Origin of the sequence: Sphingobium sp. AP49, assembly GCF_000281715.2 — a bacterium.
Classification (GTDB): domain Bacteria; phylum Pseudomonadota; class Alphaproteobacteria; order Sphingomonadales; family Sphingomonadaceae; genus Sphingobium.
The window spans coordinates 518,695-538,178 of sequence record NZ_CP124576.1; the positions used below are offsets into that span (position 1 = coordinate 518,695).

Genomic DNA, 19,484 nt, shown 5'->3' on the forward strand with positions numbered 1-19,484 from the left:
GGAACCCGTCATGACCAATGATCCCGCCAACCCGCTGGGCCTCAACGGCTTCGAGTTCGTCGAATTCACCTCGCCCGAGCCCGAGAAGATGGCCGCCCAGTTCGAGCAGCTGGGCTTCACCGCGACGCACCGGCACCCGACCAAGAATATCACCCGCTACAAGCAGGGGCGGATCAACCTGATGCTCAATCGCGACGATGCCGGGCGGGTCGCTGCGTTCCGTGGCGAACATGGCCCCTCGGCCAGCGCCATGGCCTTTCGCGTTGCCGATCCCGATGCGGCGCTGCGCTGGGCGCTCGACCATGGCGGCAAGCCGACCGACGAGAATGACACGGTGATCCAGGGGATTGGCGGCTCCTATCTCTATTTCATGCCCGATGGCGGCGATCCCTATGCCGACTGGGCCGAGTTCCCCGGCTGGCAGGAGGCGGAGGCGCGCAACAATGTCGGCCTCGACCTGCTCGACCATCTGACCCACAATGTGAAGCGCGGCCAGATGCGGGTCTGGAGTGAATTTTACCGCACCCTCTTCGGCTTCGAGGAGCAGAAATATTTCGATATCAAGGGCAAGGCGACCGGCCTGTTCAGCCAGGCGATGATCGCCCCGGACAAGGCGATCCGCATTCCCCTGAACGAGAGCCAGGACGACAAGAGCCAGATCGAGGAGTTCATCCGCGACTATAATGGCGAGGGCATCCAGCATATCGCGCTGACCACCGCCAATATCTATGACACGGTCGAGCGGCTGCGCGCGCGCGGCGTGCGGCTGCAGGACACGATCGAAACCTATTATGAGCTGGTCGATCAGCGCGTGCCGGGTCATGGCGAGGATCTGGAACGGTTGAAGCGCAACCGCATTCTGATCGACGGCAATGTCGGCGAGGAGGGCATCTTGCTGCAGATCTTTACCGAGACGATGTTCGGCCCGATCTTCTTCGAGATCATCCAGCGCAAGGGCAATGAAGGCTTTGGCAATGGCAATTTCCAGGCCCTTTATGAATCGATCGAGCTGGACCAGATCCGTCGCGGCGTGATCACCGTCGATGAGTGACGCGCCGCCCCGGATGATGAGCGGCTTCGGCAATCATTTTTCGACCGAGGCGGTGGCCGGCGCGCTGCCGGTCGGGCGCAATTCGCCCCAGCGCGTGCCCTATGGCCTCTATGCCGAGCAACTGTCCGGCACCGCCTTCACCGCGCCGCGGGCGGAGAACAGGCGTAGCTGGCTCTATCGCATGCGGCCGGCGGCATCGCACCCGCCGTTCGCGCCCTATGATGCTGCAGCCTTGCTGCGCAGCGCGCCGTTCGACGAAGTGCCGCCATCACCCAACCGCTTGCGCTGGAATCCGTTGCCGCTGCCTGTGGATGATGTCGATTTCATCGACGGCCTCACCAGCTATGCCGGCAATGGCGATGTCGCGGCGGGCCAGGGCTGCGCCGTGCATCTCTATGCCGCGACCGCCTCGATGGTCGACCGCGCCTTCGTCTGCGCCGATGGCGAGATGCTGATCGTGCCGCAGCAGGGCGCGCTGCGTATCGTCACCGAACTGGGGATAATGAGCGTCGCGCCGTTGCAGATTGCGCTGATCCCGCGCGGCGTCCGCTTCCGGGTCGAGCTGACGGATGGCACGGCGCGCGGCTATGTCTGCGAAAATTACGGCGCGCCCTTCCGCCTGCCCGATCTGGGGCCGATCGGCGCCAATGGCCTGGCCAATCCCCGCGATTTCGAGGCGCCGGTCGCGGCCTATGAGGATGTCGAGCGGCCATTCGCCCTGATACAGAAGTTCATGGGCCGCCTGTGGATAACCATGCTGGACCATAGCCCGTTCGATGTCGTCGCCTGGCACGGCAATCTGACGCCGCTGCGCTATGATCTCACCCGCTTCAACACGATCAACACGGTCAGTTTCGACCATCCCGATCCGTCGATCTTCACGGTGCTGACCTCGCCGAGCGAGACGCCGGGCACCGCCAATATCGATTTCGTCATCTTCCCGCCGCGCTGGATGGTGGCGGAGGACACGTTCCGGCCGCCCTGGTTCCACCGCAATGTGATGAGCGAGCTGATGGGCCTGATCCAGGGCGAATATGATGCCAAGGCGGGCGGCTTCGCGCCCGGCGGCGCGTCGCTGCACAATGGCATGGCTGGCCATGGCCCCGACCGGGCGAGCTATGACAAGGCGATCGCCGCCGACCTCGCGCCCCAGCGCATCGCCGACACCATGGCCTTCATGTTCGAAAGCCACATGGTGCTGCGCCCGACGCGCTGGGCGATGGAAAGCCCGCTGCTGCAACCTGATTATGATGATTGCTGGTCCGGCTTCCGCAAGGCCCAGCTTCCCCCGATGAACGAGACCCCATGAGCTATTGGCACATAGACGAAACCCATGATCCCGCCCGCACCAGCTGGGTTGCGAGCGCGCAGAATCATGGCGACTTCCCGATCCAGAATCTGCCCTACGGCCTGTTCTCGCCCGCAGGAGCTTCGCCGCGCGCCGGTGTCGCGATTGGCGACGCCATTTTGGACCTGGCCGCCTGTGTCGGCGCCGGGCTGATCGACTGTGCGCCGCTGCTGGAAGACCAGCTCAATGCGCTGATGGCGCTGCCGGTGGCGGTGCGGGTCGCCCTGCGCCGCCGGATCAGCATTTTACTGTCGGACCCGGCCCATCGCCCGGCGGTCGAACCGCTGCTGCACCGGGCGGCGGACTGCATGTTGCACCTGCCGGCGCGGATCGGCGACTATAGCGACTTCTATGTCGGCATCCATCACGCCAACAATATCGGCCGCCAGTTCCGGCCCGACAATCCGCTGCTGCCCAATTATAAATATGTGCCGATCGGCTATCATGGCCGGGCGTCCTCGATCCGCCCGTCGGGCGATCCACTGGTCCGCCCGCGCGGCCAGCGCAAGCCGCCCGAAGCCGATGTGCCGGTGGTCGGCCCGACTGCCCGGCTCGACTATGAGCTGGAACTGGGCGTGTGGATCGGCGCCGGCAATGATCTGGGCAGCCCGATCCCGATCGGCGCGGCGGCCGATCATGTCGCCGGCTTCTGCCTGCTCAACGACTGGTCGGCGCGCGATTTCCAGGCCTGGGAATATCAGCCGCTCGGGCCGTTTCTGGCCAAGAATTTCCATTCGACCATCTCCCCCTGGGTGGTGACGCCCGAGGCGCTGGCGCCGTTCCGCATCGCCCAGCCGCCCCGGCCGCAGGGCGATCCCGCGCCGCTGCCTTACCTCAGCGATGCCGACGACCGGGCCCATGGCGCGCTGGCGCTGACCTTGGAAGTCTATCTCTCGACCCAGGCGATGCGCGACGCCGGGCTGGCGCCGATGCGCCTGAGCCAGGGGCCGGCGAGCAACATGTACTGGACCGTCAGCCAGATCGTCACCCATCATGCGTCCAATGGCTGCAACCTTATGCCCGGCGACCTGCTGGGCAGCGGCACCATCTCGGCGCCGACGCGCGCCGGCTATGGCAGCCTGATGGAGATCAGCAGCGGCGGGCGCGAGCCGATCAGCCTGCCATCGGGCGAGACGCGCTGCTTCCTGGAGGATGGCGACGAGGTGACCCTGCGCGCCACCGCGTCGGCCCCTGGCCATGTGTCGATCGGCTTTGGCGAATGCCGCGCGATGATCGTGCCGGCGCGATGAGTGCCCTCACCCTTCATGGCTATTGGCGGTCGAGCGCGAGCTATCGCGTGCGGATCGCGCTGGCCCTGAAGGGTGTCGACTATGCGCAGGTCACCCATGACCTGCGCAGCGGTGCGCAGCGGGCAGCCGACTATCGAACACTCGCGCCGCAGGGGCTGGTGCCCGCGCTGGTCGCGGGCGACAGCGTGCTGACGCAGAGCGGCGCGATACTGGAATGGATTGAGGCCCGCTGGCCGCAGCCGCCTCTACTGCCCGCCGATCCGGGCGATGCGGCGATCGTCCGCGCCATGGCCGGCATCATTGCCTGCGACATTCATCCGCTCGGCAATCTGCGCGTGTTGCAGGTGCTGCGGCAGGATTTCGCGGCAACCGATGTGCAGGTGCAGGGTTGGATCGCGCGTTGGATCGGCGAGGGCTTTTTCGCGCTCGAAACGCTGGTCGCGCGTCATGGCAGCACCCATGCCTTCGGGGACAGCCCGAGTTTCGCCGACTGCCATATCGTGCCCCAGCTCTACAATGCCCGGCGCTTCGGCGTCGACCTGACGCCCTTTCCACGGCTGTGTGCCGTGGACGCGGCGGCATGCGCGCTCCCCGCCTTTGCCGCCGCGCACCCCGATCGCCAGCCCGACGCGGACGCATGAGCGACGCCGACACGCGCCTGTTCGCGACACCGGCGGGCGTGCGCCTCTGCCCGATCGAGCAGATCGCCGATGGCAAGGCACGCAATTTCGTGCTGCAGATGCGCGCCGGCCGCTTCCATGGATTTGCCGTGCGGGATGGCGATCATGTCGCCGGCTTTGTCGACCAATGCCCCCATGCCGGCCTGCCGCTGGCGCAGCAGTTGGACGATTATCTGACCCCGGATGGCAGCCATATCCGCTGTAGCTGGCACGGCGCCATTTTCCGCCGCGACGATGGTGTCTGTGTCGGCGGACCCTGTGTCGGCCAGCGCATCGCGCCCTGGCCGCTCGCCATCGCCGATGGCTGGATTGTCACCGCTGCCCAAAGCGACTAGGAACCGGCCCAGGGACGGCGCTTCGCATCGTCCCGACATGATCGCGCCGGTGCCCCTTCGGGGGCTTAAAATGGGAAGGCGGTGCGGATGCCATGGCATCCAAATCCGCAGCTGTCCCTGCAACTGTGAGCGGCGAGCGTGATGAACAAAGCTGTCCCCGATGCGGGATCGGCAGCCACTGGGCCGGACGCTAAATCCTGCGAGGCCTGGGAAGGCCGTTCCTCCCGCTATGACCCGCAAGCCAGGAGACCTGCCGGCGTTTAGGTCGCTCTTGCTTTGGTCCAGGGGATGGCCGGGGCACGGTGTTCCGTCTGAGCGACAGGTTGGCGGCTGGAGCCGCGCGGTCACGCATCTGCGGGCGAACAAGCGCCCGTCCGCGATGCTGGCCGGCCGTGCGTGCGCGCCCGGTTCGCTCCCGCCCCGGTTGCTCCGGCGCGCGAGTATTTGTCATGGCCAACACTGCATCTGCCAAGATTCCGACCACCGTCATCACCGGCTTCCTGGGCGCGGGCAAGACCACGCTGATCCGCCATCTGCTGGAAAATGCGCAGGGGCGCCGGCTGGCCCTCATCATCAACGAATTTGGCGATGTCGGCGTCGACGGCGAACTGGTGAAGGGCTGCAACGATGCCACCTGCCCGGAAGAGAATATTGTCGAGCTGGCCAATGGCTGCATCTGCTGCACCGTGGCCGACGATTTCCTGCCGACCATGACCGCGCTGCTCGATCGGCCGAGCCCGCCCGACCATATCATCATCGAGACGTCGGGGCTGGCCCTGCCCAAGCCGCTGGTCAAGGCCTTCCAATGGCCCGCCATCCGCACCCGCGCCACGGTCGACGGCGTGGTTGCGCTGATCGACGCCGATGCCGTCGCCGCCGGTCGCTTCGCCACGGACGAGGCGGCGCTGGCGGCGGCGCGCGCGGCCGACCCCAATCTGGACCATGACAGCCCGCTGGAGGAATTGTTCGAGGATCAGCTCGCCTGCGCCGACATGGTGGTGCTGAACAAGAGCGACCTGGTCGATGCCGATACGCTGGCCGCGGTCGAGGCGCGGGTCGATGCCGAAACGCGGCCCGGCGTGAAGATCGTCCGCGCCGCCCATGGCGCGGTCGACATCGGCGCGCTGCTGGGCATCGTCGCGGCGGCGGAGGATGATCTCGATGCGCGCCCTTCGCACCATGAGGCGGAGGGCGAGGATCATGACCATGATGATTTCGACAGCTTCGTCGTCGTCGGCGATGCGGTCGCCGATCCCGACACGCTGGTGCAAGCGCTGTCCGCGCTGATCGCTGCCCATGACGTGCTGCGCGTCAAGGGCATGGTCGCGGTCGCGGGCAAGCCGATGCGCCTCGTCGTGCAGGCGGTCGGCCCGCGCATCCAGCATTTCTTCGACCGCCCCTGGCAGGGACAAGAAGCGCGCCGCACCCAGCTTGTGGTGATCGGCCAGAAGGGGCTGGACCGCGCCGCGATCGAGGCCGACATCCAGGCCGTGCTCGGCTGATGCATCTCTTGTCCGCCACGCCGGGAACGATCAGCGACGGCGAGGAGGCGATCGACCTCGATCAGCCGCCCGGCGACATCGTCATCCTGACCGTGGCGGACAGCGACCTGGCCTGTTTCGCCGCCGCTGCCGCGCGCCTGCCCGATGACGCGCCGACCGTGCGGCTGGCCAATCTGCTGCAGCTCAAACATCCCTATTCGGTCGACCTCTATGTCGAGAAGGTGATCGCCAAGGCGCGCTTCGTCTGCGTCATCCTGCTCGGCGGCAAGAGCTACTGGCCCTATGGCGTGGACGAGATTGCGCAGGTCGCGCGCGAACGGGGCATCGCCTTCGCCGCGATCGCCGACGGGCGCGAGGGCGATCCCGCGCTGGATCTGGCCTCTACCGTGCCGGCGGCGATGCGCGAGCAGTTGCGCGACTATCTGCGCCAGGGCGGCACCGCCAATGCGCTGTCCTTCCTGCGCTGCGCCGCCCGGCTGACCGGTGCGGATGCGGGCGAACCCGACCATCCGCTGCCGATCGCCGACGCGGGCCTCTATCTGCCCGGCCATGACCGGCCGGGCGTGGCCGAACTGCGCGCGACCTGGACTGAGGGCCGGCCGGTGGCGCTGCTGATCTTCTATCGCGCTTTGGTGGTGGCCGGCACGCTGAGCGCGGTCGATGCGATGGTCGCGGCCCTTGGCGCGCGCGGCTTCAACGTCGCCGCCGTGCATGTCCGTGCGCTGCGCGAGCCGTTCGTGCGCGACTGGCTCGGCGGACTGCTGGCCGACATCGCGCCCGACATCATCGTCAATGCGACCAGCTTCGCCGCCTCGTCGTCGTCCGAGCCGCGCGTGCCGGGCATATTGGAACAGGCCGACTGCCCGATCCTGCAGACCGCCTTTGCCGGGGTCGAGGAAGGGAGTTGGCGCGGGTCCGCCCGTGGCCTTGGCCCGCGCGACCTGGCGATGAATGTCGCTCTGCCCGAAGTGGACGGGCGCCTCTTCACCCGCGCCGTCGCCTTCAAGGCGGCCGAGCGGTTCGACGCGCGGACCCAGTGCGGCATCGTCGTGCCGCGCGTGGCACCCGACCGGGTCGCCTTCGTCGCCGATCTGGCGGGCAACTGGGCGGCGCTGCGCCGCACCGCGCCGGCGCAGCGCCGGGTCGCGCTGGTGCTGGCCAATTATCCCAATCGTGACGGGCGGATCGGCAATGGGGTCGGCCTCGACACGCCGGCCAGCGCGGCCGCGATCCTGTGCCAATTGGGCGATGCCGGCTATGCGATCGGCGACGCCCCGCGCGATGGCGCTGCGCTGATGCGGCTGATGACCGGCGGTGTCACCAATGATCTCGCGTCGATCGACAGGCCGGGAGAGGTCAGCCTGTCGCTCGATGTCTATCGCGCCGCCCTTGCCGCTCTGCCGGCCAGCGCGCGTGACGCCATGGTCGATCGCTGGGGACCGCCCGAGGCCGACCCCTTCGTGCGCGACGGCGCCTTTCGCCTTGCCGTCCATCGCTTCGGCCATGTCGCGATCGCGGTGCAGCCGGCGCGCGGCTATAATATCGATCCCAAGAGCAGCTATCATGACCCCGCGCTGCCGCCGCCGCACGCCTATCTCGCCTTCCATGTCTGGCTGGCGCAGGATTTCGGCGCGCAGGCGCTGGTGCATGTCGGCAAGCATGGCAATCTGGAATGGCTGCCGGGCAAGGCGGTGTCGCTCTCGGCCGATTGCTTCCCCGAAATCTGCGCCGGGCCGGTGCCGCAACTCTATCCCTTCATCGTCAATGATCCGGGCGAAGGGACGCAGGCCAAGCGCCGCATCGGCGCCGTCATCCTCGACCATCTGACCCCGCCGCTGACCCGCGCGGAAAGCTATGGGCCGCTCAAGCAGCTCGAAGCGCTGGTGGACGAATATTATCTTGCCGCCGGCATGGACCCGCGCCGGCTCGACCGGTTGCGCCGCGATATCCTCGACCTCGCCCGCAGCCAGGGGCTGGACAAGGATGCGGCCGCCGCCGGTGATGATGACGACGCGCTTGCTGCGATCGACAATTATCTGTGCGAGCTGAAGGAATTGCAGATCCGCGACGGGCTGCATGTCTTCACCGCATCGCCGGAAGGGCGACTGCGGCGCGACCTGCTGATCGCGCTGGCGCGCACGCCGCGCGGCCTCGATCATCCGGGGCAGGCGTCCTTGCTGCGGGCGCTGGCCGATGATCTGGGGCTGGGTTTCGATCCGCTCGATTGCGTGCTGGGGGCGCCGTGGCAGGGGTCGCGTCCGGCGACGCTGGCGGACTTATCCACAGATGCCTGGCGCACCCATGGCGACATGGTCGAGCGGCTGGAATTGCTGGCGGCGGCTCTGGTCGATGGCGGGGCGCCGGTCGGCCTGGCCAGCGCGGCGGTGCTGGCGTCGATCGCCGATGATCTGGCGCCGCGCGTCGATGCCTGTGGCCCGCGCGAGGCGGCCGCCCTGCTGGCCGGGCTGGATGGGCGCTTCGTGCTGCCGGGGCCATCGGGCGCGCCAACGCGCGGCCGGCCCGACGTGCTGCCGACCGGGCGCAATTTCTTCTCGGTCGATACCCGCGCCGTGCCGACCGCCGTCGCCTGGGATCTGGGCCAGCGATCGGCGCAATTGCTGGTCGACGATTATCTCCAGCGCGAGGGCGACTATCCCCGCGCCATCGCCCTGTCCGCCTGGGGCACGGCGAACATGCGCACCGGCGGCGACGATATTGCGCAGGCGCTGGCGCTGATGGGGGTGCGGCCGCGCTGGGAATGGAGTTCGGGGCGGGTCGTCGGCTTCGAGATGATGACGCTCGCTGAGCTGGGCCGGCCGCGCGTCGACGTGACATTACGTGTCTCCGGCTTCTTCCGCGACGCCTTCCCCGAACAGATCGACCTGATCGACAGCGCCGCCCGCGCGGTGATGGCGCTCGATGAGCCGGACGAGGATAATCCCGCCGCCGCCCGGCATCGCGCCGAACAGGCAGCGCTGGTGGCGGACGGCGCTGATGCGGCGGAGGCCGCGCGCCGCGCCGGTGCCCGCGTGTTCGGATCGAAGCCCGGCGCCTATGGCGCGGGACTGCAGGCGATGATCGACGAGAAAATCTGGCACAGCCGCGCCGATCTCGCCCAGGTCTATCTCGACTGGGGCGGCTATGCCTATGGCGCGGGGGTGGAGGGCGACAGCGAACGCGACCTGTTCGCCACCCGCCTGGCGCAGGCCGATGCCGTCGTCCAGAATCAGGATAATCGCGAGCATGACCTGCTCGACAGTGACGATTATTATCAGTTCGAGGGCGGCATCGCCGCCGCCATCGAGCATCTGAAGGGCGCCAAGCCGCTCAGCTATCATAATGACCATAGCCGCCCGGAACGGCCGGTGATCCGCACGCTGGAGGACGAGATCGGCCGCATCGTCCGCGCCCGCGTCACCAACCCCAAATGGATCGCCGGCGTCATGCGCCATGGCTACAAGGGCGCGTTCGAGATTGCCGCCTCGGTCGACTATCTCTTCGCCTTCGCCGCCACCACCCATGCGGTGCGCGACCATCATTTCGACGCCGTCCACGCCGCCTTCATCGAGGATGAGGCGGTGCGCACCTTCATGGCCGACGCCAATCCCGCCGCCCTGCGCGAGACCGCCGCCCGGCTGGCCGAGGCGCTGGAACGCGGCCTGTGGAAACCCAGATCGAACAGCGCGGGCATGCTGCTCGCCCAGCTCGCAGGAGAGTGACGATGGCCGAACGCACCGACGAACAGCATGCGGAAAAGATGAAGAAGAAGCAGGCCGCCCATGACAAGATCATGGCGACCAAGACCCAGGAAAAGGGCCTGCTGATCGTCCATACCGGCAAGGGCAAGGGCAAGACCACGGCGGCGCTGGGCATGGTCGTCCGCATGATCGGCCATGGCAAGAAGGTCGGCGTGGTCCAGTTCGTCAAGGGCGCGATGACCACCGGCGAGAAGCTCGTGTTCGACGCTTTCCCCGACCAGATCGAGTTCAAGCCGATGGGCGAGGGCTTCACCTGGAACACCCAGGATCGCAGCCGCGACATCGCGCTCGCCCGCGAGGCGTGGGACGAGGTGAAGCGCATGGTCGCCGACCCCGATTATGCCATGGTGCTGGCCGACGAGCTGAATATCGTGCTGCGCTACGACTATCTGCCGCTGGACGAGGTGCTGGCGGTGCTCGACGCCAAGGACGCGATGAAGCATGTCGTCGTCACCGGCCGCAACGCGCCCGAGGCGCTGATCGAGGCGGCCGACCTGGTCACCGAGATGACCATGATAAAGCATCCCTTCCGCAGCGGGGTGAAGGCGCAGGCCGGCATCGAATATTGATGCAGGCGTTCGCCCCCGATTTCTGCGCGACGCTGACCGACCTGCTCACCTGGCGCCGCGACGTGCGCCATTTCCGCAGCGATCCGCTGGACGAAGCGATGGTGCTGGAGCTGCTGACGCTGGCGCAACTGGCGCCGTCTGTCGGCAACAGCCAGCCCTGGCGCTTCGTCCGGGTGAAGACGGCGGCGCTGCGCGCGGCGCTGGCCGGCCATGTCGATGCCGAGCGCGAGCGCGCGACCAGCCAGATCACCGATGCCACCCGGCATGATGCCTATCGCGCGCTGAAGCTGCACGGGCTGCGCGAGGCACCGGAGATTATCGCGGTCTTCTGCGACGATGCGACTACGGCCGGCGCGGGGCTGGGCGCCGCGACCATGCCGCAGACCCACCTCTATTCGGTGGTGCTGGCGATCCACACGCTGTGGCTGGCAGCGCGGGCACGCGGCCTGGCGCTCGGCTGGGTATCGATCCTCGACCCGGCCTTTGTCGCGGGCCTCCTTGAGGTACCGCCCGGCTGGACCTTCGTCGCGCTGCTATGTCTGGGCCATCCCGAAGCCGTCGCCGACACGCCCGAACTGGACCGGCTGGGCTGGCAGGCGCGGCTCGATCCGCTGGCGCAGATCAGCGCGCGCTGACGGCGCGCGACAGGGCTTGTGCCGCCTGCACATAGGCCGGACCACCGCACACCGTCCAGGCCTGCGGCAGGCTGATCCGCGGGATGCTGCGCAGCGCGGGATGGTGCAGCATTTCGGTGCCCTGGTCGCTGATCCGGTCGGTCGCGCTTTCGACGATCAGATAGTCGGGCCGGGCCGCGACCATTTCCTCCAGGCTGATCTGCGCGATCGCCGGCTTGCCCAGATCGGCCGCCAGATTGCGCAGCCCTGCGCGCGTCATGAGGTCGTCGACCAGCGTGCCCGTGCCGGTCATATAGCCGCGCCGCTGATAATAGGCCGCCACCTTGGGCCGGGGTGCGCGGGGCAGGGCGGCGAGGTCCCGGTCCATGCGCGCGATCATCGCCTCCCCGCGATCGGCATGGCCGATCGCCTGCGCCACCGTGCGGATCGACGCAACGATGTCGGCATAGCTGTCCGCGCTTTTCAGGTCGACGGCGGGATAGTGCTGCGCCTTCAATATCGCGATCGCCGGGTTGCGCCGGGCCGGCATGCCGATCACCAGATCGGGATTGACGGCCAATATCTGCTCGGCCGATCCGTCCAAAATCGGCAATCCCTTGGTGGCGCCTGCCACGGCTGACATTTGCTGATCGCCGGCATTGTGGGTCAGGCCGGCAATCTGGTTGCGGTCGGCCAGCGCCACCAGCAACTGATCGGCGCACAGGTTCAGCGAGACGATGCGTTGCGGACGTTTTTCGTCCCTCGGCGCGCCATGCGGTGCGGCTGCCCACAAGCCCGTTCCGACCAGAACCGTCATACCCAGCGCGATCATCGCCTGGGCGGATCCACGAGAAAAGCATCGTTGCATCACGATCCGTCCTTAGCCGGCATGACCGTTCAGGCAAGGGTGATTGACGCTTCTGTCGCGCTCCCGTATCGCGCAACTTGCGACAGGTTCTCCGGCAACGGGGATGAAAAGGGAATGGGGTTCAAGACCCCGGCTGCCCCTGCAACTGTGAGCGGAGAGTCCTCGCACCATATGCCATTGGGATCGCAAGATCCTGAGAAGGCGGCGCGAATTGGCGATGACCCGCAAGCCAGGAGACCTGCCCGTCGCGGTCGTCCTTCGTGCGGACAGGGTGTGTCGGACGAACGGGGGTGAACCCGCGTGACGACAGGTGGACCGCATCGGATGCGGGGACCATGTCGCGCCCTTTCGGGTATCGATATCGTTCCCATGATGTGGCCCTTTGTCTGCTGGGGTCTCCTCGTGTTGAAATATCTGACTTTCTGTTCCTTCCTTCTCTCCACCACCGCCTTTGCCGAAGACGCGCAGCAGGCCCCGCCGCCCGATGCCGCCGCCGATGCCGGGGCATCCTCGATCCTCGTCACGGCGACCCGCCTCGCCACGCCGGTGGATCAGGTACCGGCCTCCGTCACCGTGCTCGACAAGGTCGCGATCGACCGCGCGCAGGATATGGGCGTCACCGAATTGCTGCTGCGCACGCCGGGCGTCAGCATCTCGCGCAATGGCGGCTATGGCACGGCGACCTCGCTGCGCATTCGGGGCGCGGAATCCGACCAGACCGTGGTGGTGATCGATGGCGTCAAGCTCAACGACCCGTCCTCGGCCGGCGGCGGCTATAATTTCGCCAATCTGCTGGTCGGCGATGCCTCGCGCATAGAAGTGTTGCGTGGTCCCCAGTCGACCCTGTGGGGCAGCCAGGCGATCGGCGGTGTCGTCAATGTCGTTACCGCCATGCCCGAAAAGGCGCTGGAAGGCAGTTTCGATATCGAGGCCGGATCGCGCGACACCGTCAGTGCCCGCGCGGCGTTGGGCGGCAAGGCGGGGCCTGTCAGCTGGCGGATCGGCGGCCAGAGCTTCTCCACCGAGGGCATTTCCGCGATCAGCCCGGCCTTTGGCGGCAAGGAGAAGGACGGCTATACCAACCGCAGCGTAACCGGCCGGGTCGAGGTCGCGCTAGCGGACGGGATCAGCGCCGACCTGCGCGGCTATTATTCCGACGGCCATGTCGATTTCGACGCGACCAGCGCGGACAGCCCGGCCTATGGCACCAATCGCGAATTTGTCGGCTATGCCGGCCTGAACGTCGCGCTGCTCGACGGCCGGTTCCGCAACCGTTTCGGCTATGGCTATACCGACACCGATCGCGACAATTATGATCCGCGCAACCAGCGCCGTCAGACCTTCGACGCCGCCGGGCGCAACCAGCGGTTGGAATATCAGGGCAGCTTCGCCATCGCCGACGGCTGGACCGCGCTGTTCGGGGTGGAGAATGAGAATAGCCGCTTCCGCAGCGTGTCACCTTCGGCGTCGCTTTCGGTGCCCATTCCCGACCCGGCCCGCGGCAAGGCAGAGATCACCAGCGTCTATGGCCAGATCAATGCCCAGCCGATTGCCGGCCTGACCCTGACCGGCGGGCTGCGTTACGACGATCATGATCGCTATGGCGGCCGCACCCTCTTTTCGGCCGGCGGGGTGTGGGCGTTGCCGACCAGGACGGTGCTGCGCGCCAGCTATGGTGAGGGCTTCAAGGCGCCGACCCTCTATCAGCTCTATTCCGAATATGGGAACCAGGCGCTCGATCCCGAACGCGCCCATGGCTGGGAAGCAGGTGCGGAGCAGCGCTTCTTTGGCGAAACATTGCGGCTGGGCGCGACCTGGTTCGACCGGACCACGACCGACCAGATCATCTACAACAGCTGTTCGTCGAGTTCGACCGATCCGCTCTGCTTCACGCCGGGCACCACGACGCGGCGCTTTGGCTATTATCTCAATGTGTCGCGCGCGAAGGCGCATGGCATAGAGGCGCAGGCGGCGATCGAGCCGGTCAAGGGGCTGGTGATCGACGGCAATTACAGCTGGACCGTGGCGGAGGACCGTTCGGACGGCACCGCCAATGACGGCAACTGGCTGCCACGCCGGCCGCGCAACAGCGCCAATGGCTCGATCAGCTATGCCTGGCCCTTCGGCCTCACCACCGGGGCGGCAGTTCGCTGGTCGGGGCACAGCTATGACAATGCGGCCAACACCATCCGGCTGGACGATTATACGCTGGTCGACCTGCGCGCCGAATATGCGCTGACCCCGGCGCTGCGCCTTTTCACCCGGGTCGAAAATCTCTTCGACGAGGAGTATATGACGGCCTATCGCTACGGCACGCTCGGCCGCAGCATCTATGCCGGTTTCCGGGGGCGCTTTTGATGTTGCGCCCTGTTGAACCCGGCCCGGCCATCGTCGCCTGCAGCACCTGCCGCCATTCGGCCGATGCACGAGAGGATGGCGAGGGCGTGCGCGGTGGTGCGCGACTGGCACAGGCGCTGCGCAGCGTGCAGGCCTCCGACCCGCGCTATGCCGCCGTCGCGGTGCAGGACATGCCCTGCCTGTTCGCCTGCCAGGATCATTGCACCGTCCATCTGCGCGCGCCCGGCAAGGTCGGCTATGTCCTGGGGCGCTTCGCCCCGGAGGAAGAGGCGGCGCGCGCGATCCTTGATTATGCCGTCGCCTATGCCGCCAGCGAGCATGGCCGCGTCGCCTTTCGGGAATGGCCCGAAGGGGTGAAGGGCCATTTCATCACCCGTACCCCACCGGAAGGATTTGTCGTCGAATGACCTTCGCCTCGATCGCCGATTTTGAAACGGCCCTTGCCAGCCTGCCTCCAGCCGAGGCGCTGGCCAGCGCGGCTGCACGGGCGCGGCAGGCGAACTTGACCAAGCCGCTCGGTGCGCTCGGCCGGCTGGAGGATATCGCCGTCTTCATGGCAAGCTGGCAGGGGCGCTGCATGCCCCGGCTGGAACGGGGGCGAGCGGCGATCTTTGCCGGCAATCATGGTTTCACCATCCATGGCGTCAGCGCCTATCCCGCCGCCGTGACCGCGCAGATGGTGGCCAATTTCGCGGCCGGCGGTGCGGCGATCAATGCGTTGTCCCAGGTCGCGGGCCTGGAACTGGTCGTGCGGCCGATCGATCTTGACAGCCCGACGGCCGATTTCACCGCCGCCCCGGCGATGACCGAGGCGGAATGCCTCGCCGCGCTGTCGATCGGCGCGGAGGCGGCCGAGGAGGATCTGGACCTGCTGGTTGTTGGCGAAATGGGAATCGGCAATTCGACCGCCGCTGCGGCGCTGAGCGCACGCTGTTTCGGCGGCGATGTGCGCGACTGGGTGGGGCCGGGCACCGGTGTGGATGGCGCGGGGGTCGCTCGCAAGATCGCGACGATCGAGCGGGCGATCGCCTTTCATGCTGATGCGCCCGAGGGGGCTTTTGAAGTGCTGCGCCGGCTGGGCGGGCGCGAGCTGGCGGCGATTGCCGGCGCGGTGCTGCGCGCGCGCCAGCTCGGCGTGCCAGTGCTGCTCGACGGGTTCATCAGCTGTGCGGCGATAGCGCCCCTGGCGGCGCAAAGGCCGGGCATCGCGGATCATTGCCTGGCCGGCCATTGCTCGACCGAACCGGGGCATGCGTTGCTGCTCGATCGGCTGGGGCTCGACCCGTTGCTGCGCCTAGACATGCGATTGGGCGAAGGGAGCGGCGCGGCCGTCGCGGCCAATATCGTCCGCGCGGCGGTGGCGGCGCATGCCGGCATGGCGACCTTTGCCGAAGCGGCGGTGTCCACCGCGACATGATGGGCATGCCGCTCCATCTGCTGCGGCATGGCGCACCCGAAACGCCCGGCCTGTTGCTGGGGCGGACCGACAGCGCGCCGACCCGGGCGGGTATCGACGCCTGTCTGGCGCAGGTGGTGGGACTGGAGTTCGAGATGATCGTGACGTCCGACCTGCAGCGGGCGCGCCAGGCGGCGACCGCGATCGGGCAGCGGGCCGGGCTGCCGGTATGGGTCGATCCGCGTTGGCGCGAGCTGGACTTCGGCATCTGGGACGGCCTGGCCCCGGCCGATGTCGATGCCGAAGCGCTGGCGCGTTTCTGGCAGGATCCGGACGGTTTTGCGCCGCCGGGCAGCGAGGGCTGGACGGCGCTGCTGGGGCGGATTGCCGATGCTGTCGAGGATCTGCCGCGCGTGCCCACTTTGGTGCTGACCCATGGCGGGGCGATGCGGGCGGCGCTGGCGCATCTGTGCGGGTTCAGCGTGCAGCAGAGCTGGAGCTTCGGCTTGCCCTATGCCGCGCTGCTGTCGCTGGAGCGCTGGACCGGGGAACCGTCATTTGCCCGCATCACCGGGCTGCGCCCATGAAGGGACTGATCCTTGCCATCCAGTTCCTCACCCGCCTGCCGATGCCAAAAGTGACAGCGAACGAGACAGAGTTCGCACGGTCCATCCGGTGGTTTCCGGTCGTCGGCGCCATGGTCGGTCTATGTGTCATGTTCGCTGTCAATCTTGGCGTGCGCATCGATCCTTGGATCGGGGCGCTCGCCGGGCTGCTCTGCTGGGTCGGCGTGACCGGGGCGCTGCATCTCGACGGACTGGGTGACATCGCCGATGCCTGCGGCGCTGTGCATAAAGGGCGGGAGCGGTTGTTGGCGGTACTCGCCGACCCGCATGTCGGCAGTTTCGCTGTGGTGGCGATCGGCCTGCAACTGATCGCCAAGCTGCTGCTACTCCATGCGCTGGTCGAGCGGGGCATGATGTTGCCGCTGCTGCTCATGCCCTTTGCCGCGCGGATCGGGCCGCTGCTGTGGGCGCGGATGCTGCCGGCACTGCATGCCGGGCTGGGCGCGCGCTTTGCCGATGCCGCCAAAACTATCCACATCGCCCTGTGGATAAGTCTGTTGATAATCGCGGCCTGGTGGTTGCCGGCCCTGCTCGCAGCGCCGCTGTTGATGCTGGTCTGGGGATTGTGGCTGAAGCGCAGGCTGGGCGGCATTTCCGGCGATGGCCATGGGGCAGGCATCGAACTGGTTGAAAGCGGCCTGCTTTTCGTCGCCCTGATCGCCGGTGGCACGGCATGACGATGCGCTGGACCTGGCATGGCGGCGGCGTCGCGGCGGCGCGCGCGCATTTTGGCGGTGCACCGGAAAGCTGGCTCGACTTATCCACAGGCATCAACCCTCATGCCTGGCCGGGGGCAAGCGAGCAGGCGATCGACTGGCGCGCCTTGCCCGACGAGCAAGGGCTGCGCGCGCTCGAACAGGCGGCGGCCGACCATTTCGGCGTCGCTGCCGATCATGTCTGCGCGCTGCCGGGGACGGAGGTGGGCCTGCGCCTCGTCGGCACATTGCTCGACGGTTCGGTCCGCCATGCCAGCCCCGCCTATCGCACCCATGGCGCGATGGTGCAGGGCGCGGCGCCGGTCGATCTTGACCATCTGGGCGACGCGGACGGGCAGACGCTGATCCTTGCCAATCCGAATAACCCCGACGGGCGTCTTCATGGCCTGGCCGATCTTGTGGCCCTGCTCGACCGGCGCGGGCCGGACGGCTGGCTGGTGGTGGACGAGGCCTTTGCCGATTGTCACCCGGCTAGCAGCCTGGGGCCGTTCATTGCCGATGATCGCCGGCTGATGCTGCTGCGCTCCTTCGGCAAGTTTTTCGGGCTTGCCGGCCTGCGCCTGGGCTTTCTGGTGGCGCCGCGTGCGGTCATTGCGCGGGTGCGGGACCGGCTCGGCGCCTGGCCGGTGTCGGCGGCTGCCATTGCCATCGGCACGGCCGCCTATCGTGATAGTGGCTGGATAGGGGCGATGCGCGACCAACTCGGCCACGAGGCGCAGGCGCTCGATGCGCTGCTGATGCGCTGCAGCCATCAGCCCATGGGCCAAAGCCCGCTCTTCCGCCTGATCGACACGCCCGATGCCATGGCCCTGTTCGAGCGGTTGGCGGGGCAGGCGATCCTGACCCGGCCGTTCGAGGCCCAGCCGCGCTGGCTACGCATCGGTCTGCCATCGGATGCGGCGGGCCTTTCTCGGCTGGAACAGGCGCTGCGCCATGGCTGATCCTGTTGCGTTGCTGGCGCTCGCGCTGGATGCGGTGGTCGGCTGGCCGGCGGCGCTCTATCGCCGGGTTGGTCATCCTGTCGGCGGCTTTGCGCGGCTCATCGATCATTGTGCTGCGCGCTGGAATGATCCGGCGCATAGCGCTCTCGCCCGGAAAATGGGCGGAATAGCGACGGTATTGGTCCTGCTGCTGGTGTCAGGCGGTGACGGATGGCTGGTCCAGCATCTGCTGCGCCTATGGTTGCCGGAGCCCTGGAGCTGGATACTGATCGGCCTGCTGGCCTATCCGGCGTTGGCGCTGCGCAGCCTGTACAGCCATGTCCATGCGGTCCATCGCGCGCTGGCGGCTGATGATCTGCCGGCCGCGCGGCAGGCGGTCGGCATGATCGTCGGGCGCGACACCGCCAGCCTGGATGCGGGCGGCGTGACTCGCGCCGCGATCGAGAGCCTGGCGGAAAGCTTCTGCGACGGTGTCGTCGCCCCCTTCTTCTGGCTGCTCTTGTTCGGCCTGCCGGGTGTGTGGGCCTATAAGGCGGTCAACACCGCCGACAGCATGATCGGCCATCGCGAGGCGCCCTGGGGGCCGTTCGGCTGGGCGGCGGCACGGGCTGACGACCTGATGAACCTAATTCCCGCCCGGCTGGCCGGCTGCCTGCTCTGTCTGGCCGGGGGTGGCGGCTGGCGGGTGATGTGGCGCGACGCGCGCAACCATGCCTCGCCCAATGCCGGCTGGCCCGAAGCGGCGATGGCGGGCGCGCTCGACCTGCGGCTGGCCGGACCGATCCGCTATGATGGTGTAGCGCATGACAAGCCCTGGATCGGCAGCGGGCGGATCGATGCCGATCCGCTCGACCTGCGTTGGGCGCTGGCCATTTATGGCCAGGCCTGTTTGCTGCTCTGGCTGGTGGCGGGGCTGCAGGCGCTGTTTGCGGGAGACATGATATGACAAGCAGCCTGCTGGTGCTGGGCGGCGCGCGATCGGGCAAGAGCCGCCACGCCCAGGCGGCGGCCGAAGCGGTGCCCGGCGCACGCCGCTTCATCGCCACCGCCGAGATTTGGGACGCGGAAATGGCCGACCGGATCGCCCGGCACCGGGCCGATCGCGGGCCGGAATGGGAGGTGGTGGAGGCGCCGATCGACCTGCCGGGCGCGATCGCGGCGGCGCGGAGCAAGACGGTGCTGGTCGATTGCCTGACCTTGTGGGCCAGCAACCTGCTGCTGGCGGAGAAGGATGGGGAGGCGGCGGCCGATGCGCTTTGCGCCGCGATCCTGGACCATGACGGGGCGATCATCCTGGTCGCCAACGAGGTCGGGCTGGGCATCGTGCCCGACAATGCGCTGGCGCGGCGCTTTCGCGATCTGGCGGGCACCTTGAACCAGCGGGTCGCGGCGGCGGTCGATGAAGTCGTCTTCGTCGCGGCGGGCCTGCCGCTGACGCTCAAGGGGTGAAGGGGCGGCGCACCGCCCCTTCG

Annotated in this window: 18 protein-coding genes and 2 riboswitches; of the genes, 17 read left to right on the top strand and 1 reads right to left on the bottom strand. The window is 67.7% G+C overall.

Annotation, left to right across the window (positions count from 1 at the left end; all coding sequences use genetic code 11):
* Positions 1-10 precede the first annotated feature (10 nt).
* The 9 genes from hppD (at position 11) to bluB (ending at position 11,128) form a co-directional block, all read left to right on the top strand.
* Entirely contained in the window at positions 11-1,051 is a 1,041-nt protein-coding gene (gene hppD / locus PMI04_RS02505; RefSeq protein ID WP_007710877.1) for a 4-hydroxyphenylpyruvate dioxygenase, read from the top strand.
* Complete coding sequence (gene hmgA / locus PMI04_RS02510; RefSeq protein ID WP_007710875.1) at positions 1,044-2,360, top strand: homogentisate 1,2-dioxygenase; 1,317 nt, start codon at positions 1,044-1,046, stop codon at positions 2,358-2,360. The genes hppD and hmgA overlap by 8 nt, the downstream gene beginning before the upstream one ends.
* The gene (fahA, locus tag PMI04_RS02515; RefSeq protein WP_283184842.1) at positions 2,357-3,649 is read left to right on the top strand and encodes a fumarylacetoacetase; all 1,293 of its coding nucleotides are present in this window, start codon (positions 2,357-2,359) and stop codon (positions 3,647-3,649) included. Before hmgA ends, fahA begins: the two co-directional genes overlap by 4 nt.
* Positions 3,619-4,290, top strand: coding sequence for a maleylacetoacetate isomerase (gene maiA / locus PMI04_RS02520; RefSeq protein WP_238535992.1), 672 nt, complete (start codon positions 3,619-3,621; stop codon positions 4,288-4,290). Before fahA ends, maiA begins: the two co-directional genes overlap by 31 nt.
* Positions 4,287-4,664, top strand: a complete 378-nt coding sequence (locus PMI04_RS02525; RefSeq protein WP_007713519.1) for a Rieske 2Fe-2S domain-containing protein — start codon at positions 4,287-4,289, stop codon at positions 4,662-4,664. The genes maiA and PMI04_RS02525 overlap by 4 nt, the downstream gene beginning before the upstream one ends.
* Positions 4,665-4,694: 30 nt before the next feature.
* A riboswitch (cobalamin riboswitch) is annotated at positions 4,695-4,937 on the top strand.
* Between the two features lie 176 nt (positions 4,938-5,113).
* The gene (gene cobW / locus PMI04_RS02530) at positions 5,114-6,166 is read left to right on the top strand and encodes a cobalamin biosynthesis protein CobW (protein WP_007713521.1); all 1,053 of its coding nucleotides are present in this window, start codon (positions 5,114-5,116) and stop codon (positions 6,164-6,166) included.
* A complete protein-coding gene (gene cobN, locus PMI04_RS02535) occupies positions 6,166-9,885 on the top strand; it encodes a cobaltochelatase subunit CobN (RefSeq protein ID WP_007713523.1) in 3,720 nt (1,239 codons plus the stop codon). Before cobW ends, cobN begins: the two co-directional genes overlap by 1 nt.
* A gap of 2 nt (positions 9,886-9,887) precedes the next feature.
* Positions 9,888-10,493: a cob(I)yrinic acid a,c-diamide adenosyltransferase gene (gene cobO, locus PMI04_RS02540; RefSeq protein WP_007713524.1), complete on the top strand. Its 606-nt coding sequence runs from the start codon at positions 9,888-9,890 to the stop codon at positions 10,491-10,493.
* Entirely contained in the window at positions 10,493-11,128 is a 636-nt protein-coding gene (gene bluB / locus PMI04_RS02545) for a 5,6-dimethylbenzimidazole synthase (protein ID WP_007713525.1), read from the top strand. The genes cobO and bluB overlap by 1 nt, the downstream gene beginning before the upstream one ends.
* Here the strand turns inward: bluB and PMI04_RS02550 are convergent.
* On the bottom strand, positions 11,115-11,975 hold the full coding sequence (locus PMI04_RS02550) for an ABC transporter substrate-binding protein (RefSeq protein ID WP_007713526.1): 861 nt from the start codon (positions 11,973-11,975) through the stop codon (positions 11,115-11,117). The genes bluB and PMI04_RS02550 overlap by 14 nt on opposite strands.
* A 67-nt stretch (positions 11,976-12,042) precedes the next feature.
* Positions 12,043-12,236: riboswitch (cobalamin riboswitch) on the top strand.
* 141 nt (positions 12,237-12,377) lie between these two features.
* Between PMI04_RS02550 and PMI04_RS02555 the strand changes: the two genes are divergently transcribed.
* From PMI04_RS02555 to cobU, 8 genes are read left to right on the top strand one after another with little or no spacing between them, the layout of a single operon-like run.
* Positions 12,378-14,333, top strand: coding sequence for a TonB-dependent receptor (locus PMI04_RS02555; RefSeq protein WP_037487094.1), 1,956 nt, complete (start codon positions 12,378-12,380; stop codon positions 14,331-14,333).
* Complete coding sequence (locus PMI04_RS02560) at positions 14,333-14,740, top strand: DUF1636 domain-containing protein (RefSeq protein WP_007713529.1); 408 nt, start codon at positions 14,333-14,335, stop codon at positions 14,738-14,740. The genes PMI04_RS02555 and PMI04_RS02560 overlap by 1 nt, the downstream gene beginning before the upstream one ends.
* Positions 14,737-15,750, top strand: a complete 1,014-nt coding sequence (cobT, locus tag PMI04_RS02565) for a nicotinate-nucleotide--dimethylbenzimidazole phosphoribosyltransferase (protein WP_007713531.1) — start codon at positions 14,737-14,739, stop codon at positions 15,748-15,750. Before PMI04_RS02560 ends, cobT begins: the two co-directional genes overlap by 4 nt.
* Positions 15,747-16,316: a histidine phosphatase family protein gene (locus PMI04_RS02570; protein WP_007713534.1), complete on the top strand. Its 570-nt coding sequence runs from the start codon at positions 15,747-15,749 to the stop codon at positions 16,314-16,316. The genes cobT and PMI04_RS02570 overlap by 4 nt, the downstream gene beginning before the upstream one ends.
* On the top strand, positions 16,313-17,032 hold the full coding sequence (locus PMI04_RS02575; protein ID WP_007713536.1) for an adenosylcobinamide-GDP ribazoletransferase: 720 nt from the start codon (positions 16,313-16,315) through the stop codon (positions 17,030-17,032). The genes PMI04_RS02570 and PMI04_RS02575 overlap by 4 nt, the downstream gene beginning before the upstream one ends.
* The gene (gene cobD, locus PMI04_RS02580; RefSeq protein WP_283184843.1) at positions 17,029-18,012 is read left to right on the top strand and encodes a threonine-phosphate decarboxylase CobD; all 984 of its coding nucleotides are present in this window, start codon (positions 17,029-17,031) and stop codon (positions 18,010-18,012) included. Before PMI04_RS02575 ends, cobD begins: the two co-directional genes overlap by 4 nt.
* On the top strand, positions 18,005-18,958 hold the full coding sequence (gene cbiB / locus PMI04_RS02585) for an adenosylcobinamide-phosphate synthase CbiB (RefSeq protein WP_007706648.1): 954 nt from the start codon (positions 18,005-18,007) through the stop codon (positions 18,956-18,958). Before cobD ends, cbiB begins: the two co-directional genes overlap by 8 nt.
* On the top strand, positions 18,955-19,461 hold the full coding sequence (gene cobU / locus PMI04_RS02590) for a bifunctional adenosylcobinamide kinase/adenosylcobinamide-phosphate guanylyltransferase (RefSeq protein WP_007706652.1): 507 nt from the start codon (positions 18,955-18,957) through the stop codon (positions 19,459-19,461). The genes cbiB and cobU overlap by 4 nt, the downstream gene beginning before the upstream one ends.
* Positions 19,462-19,484: the final 23 nt, after the last annotated feature.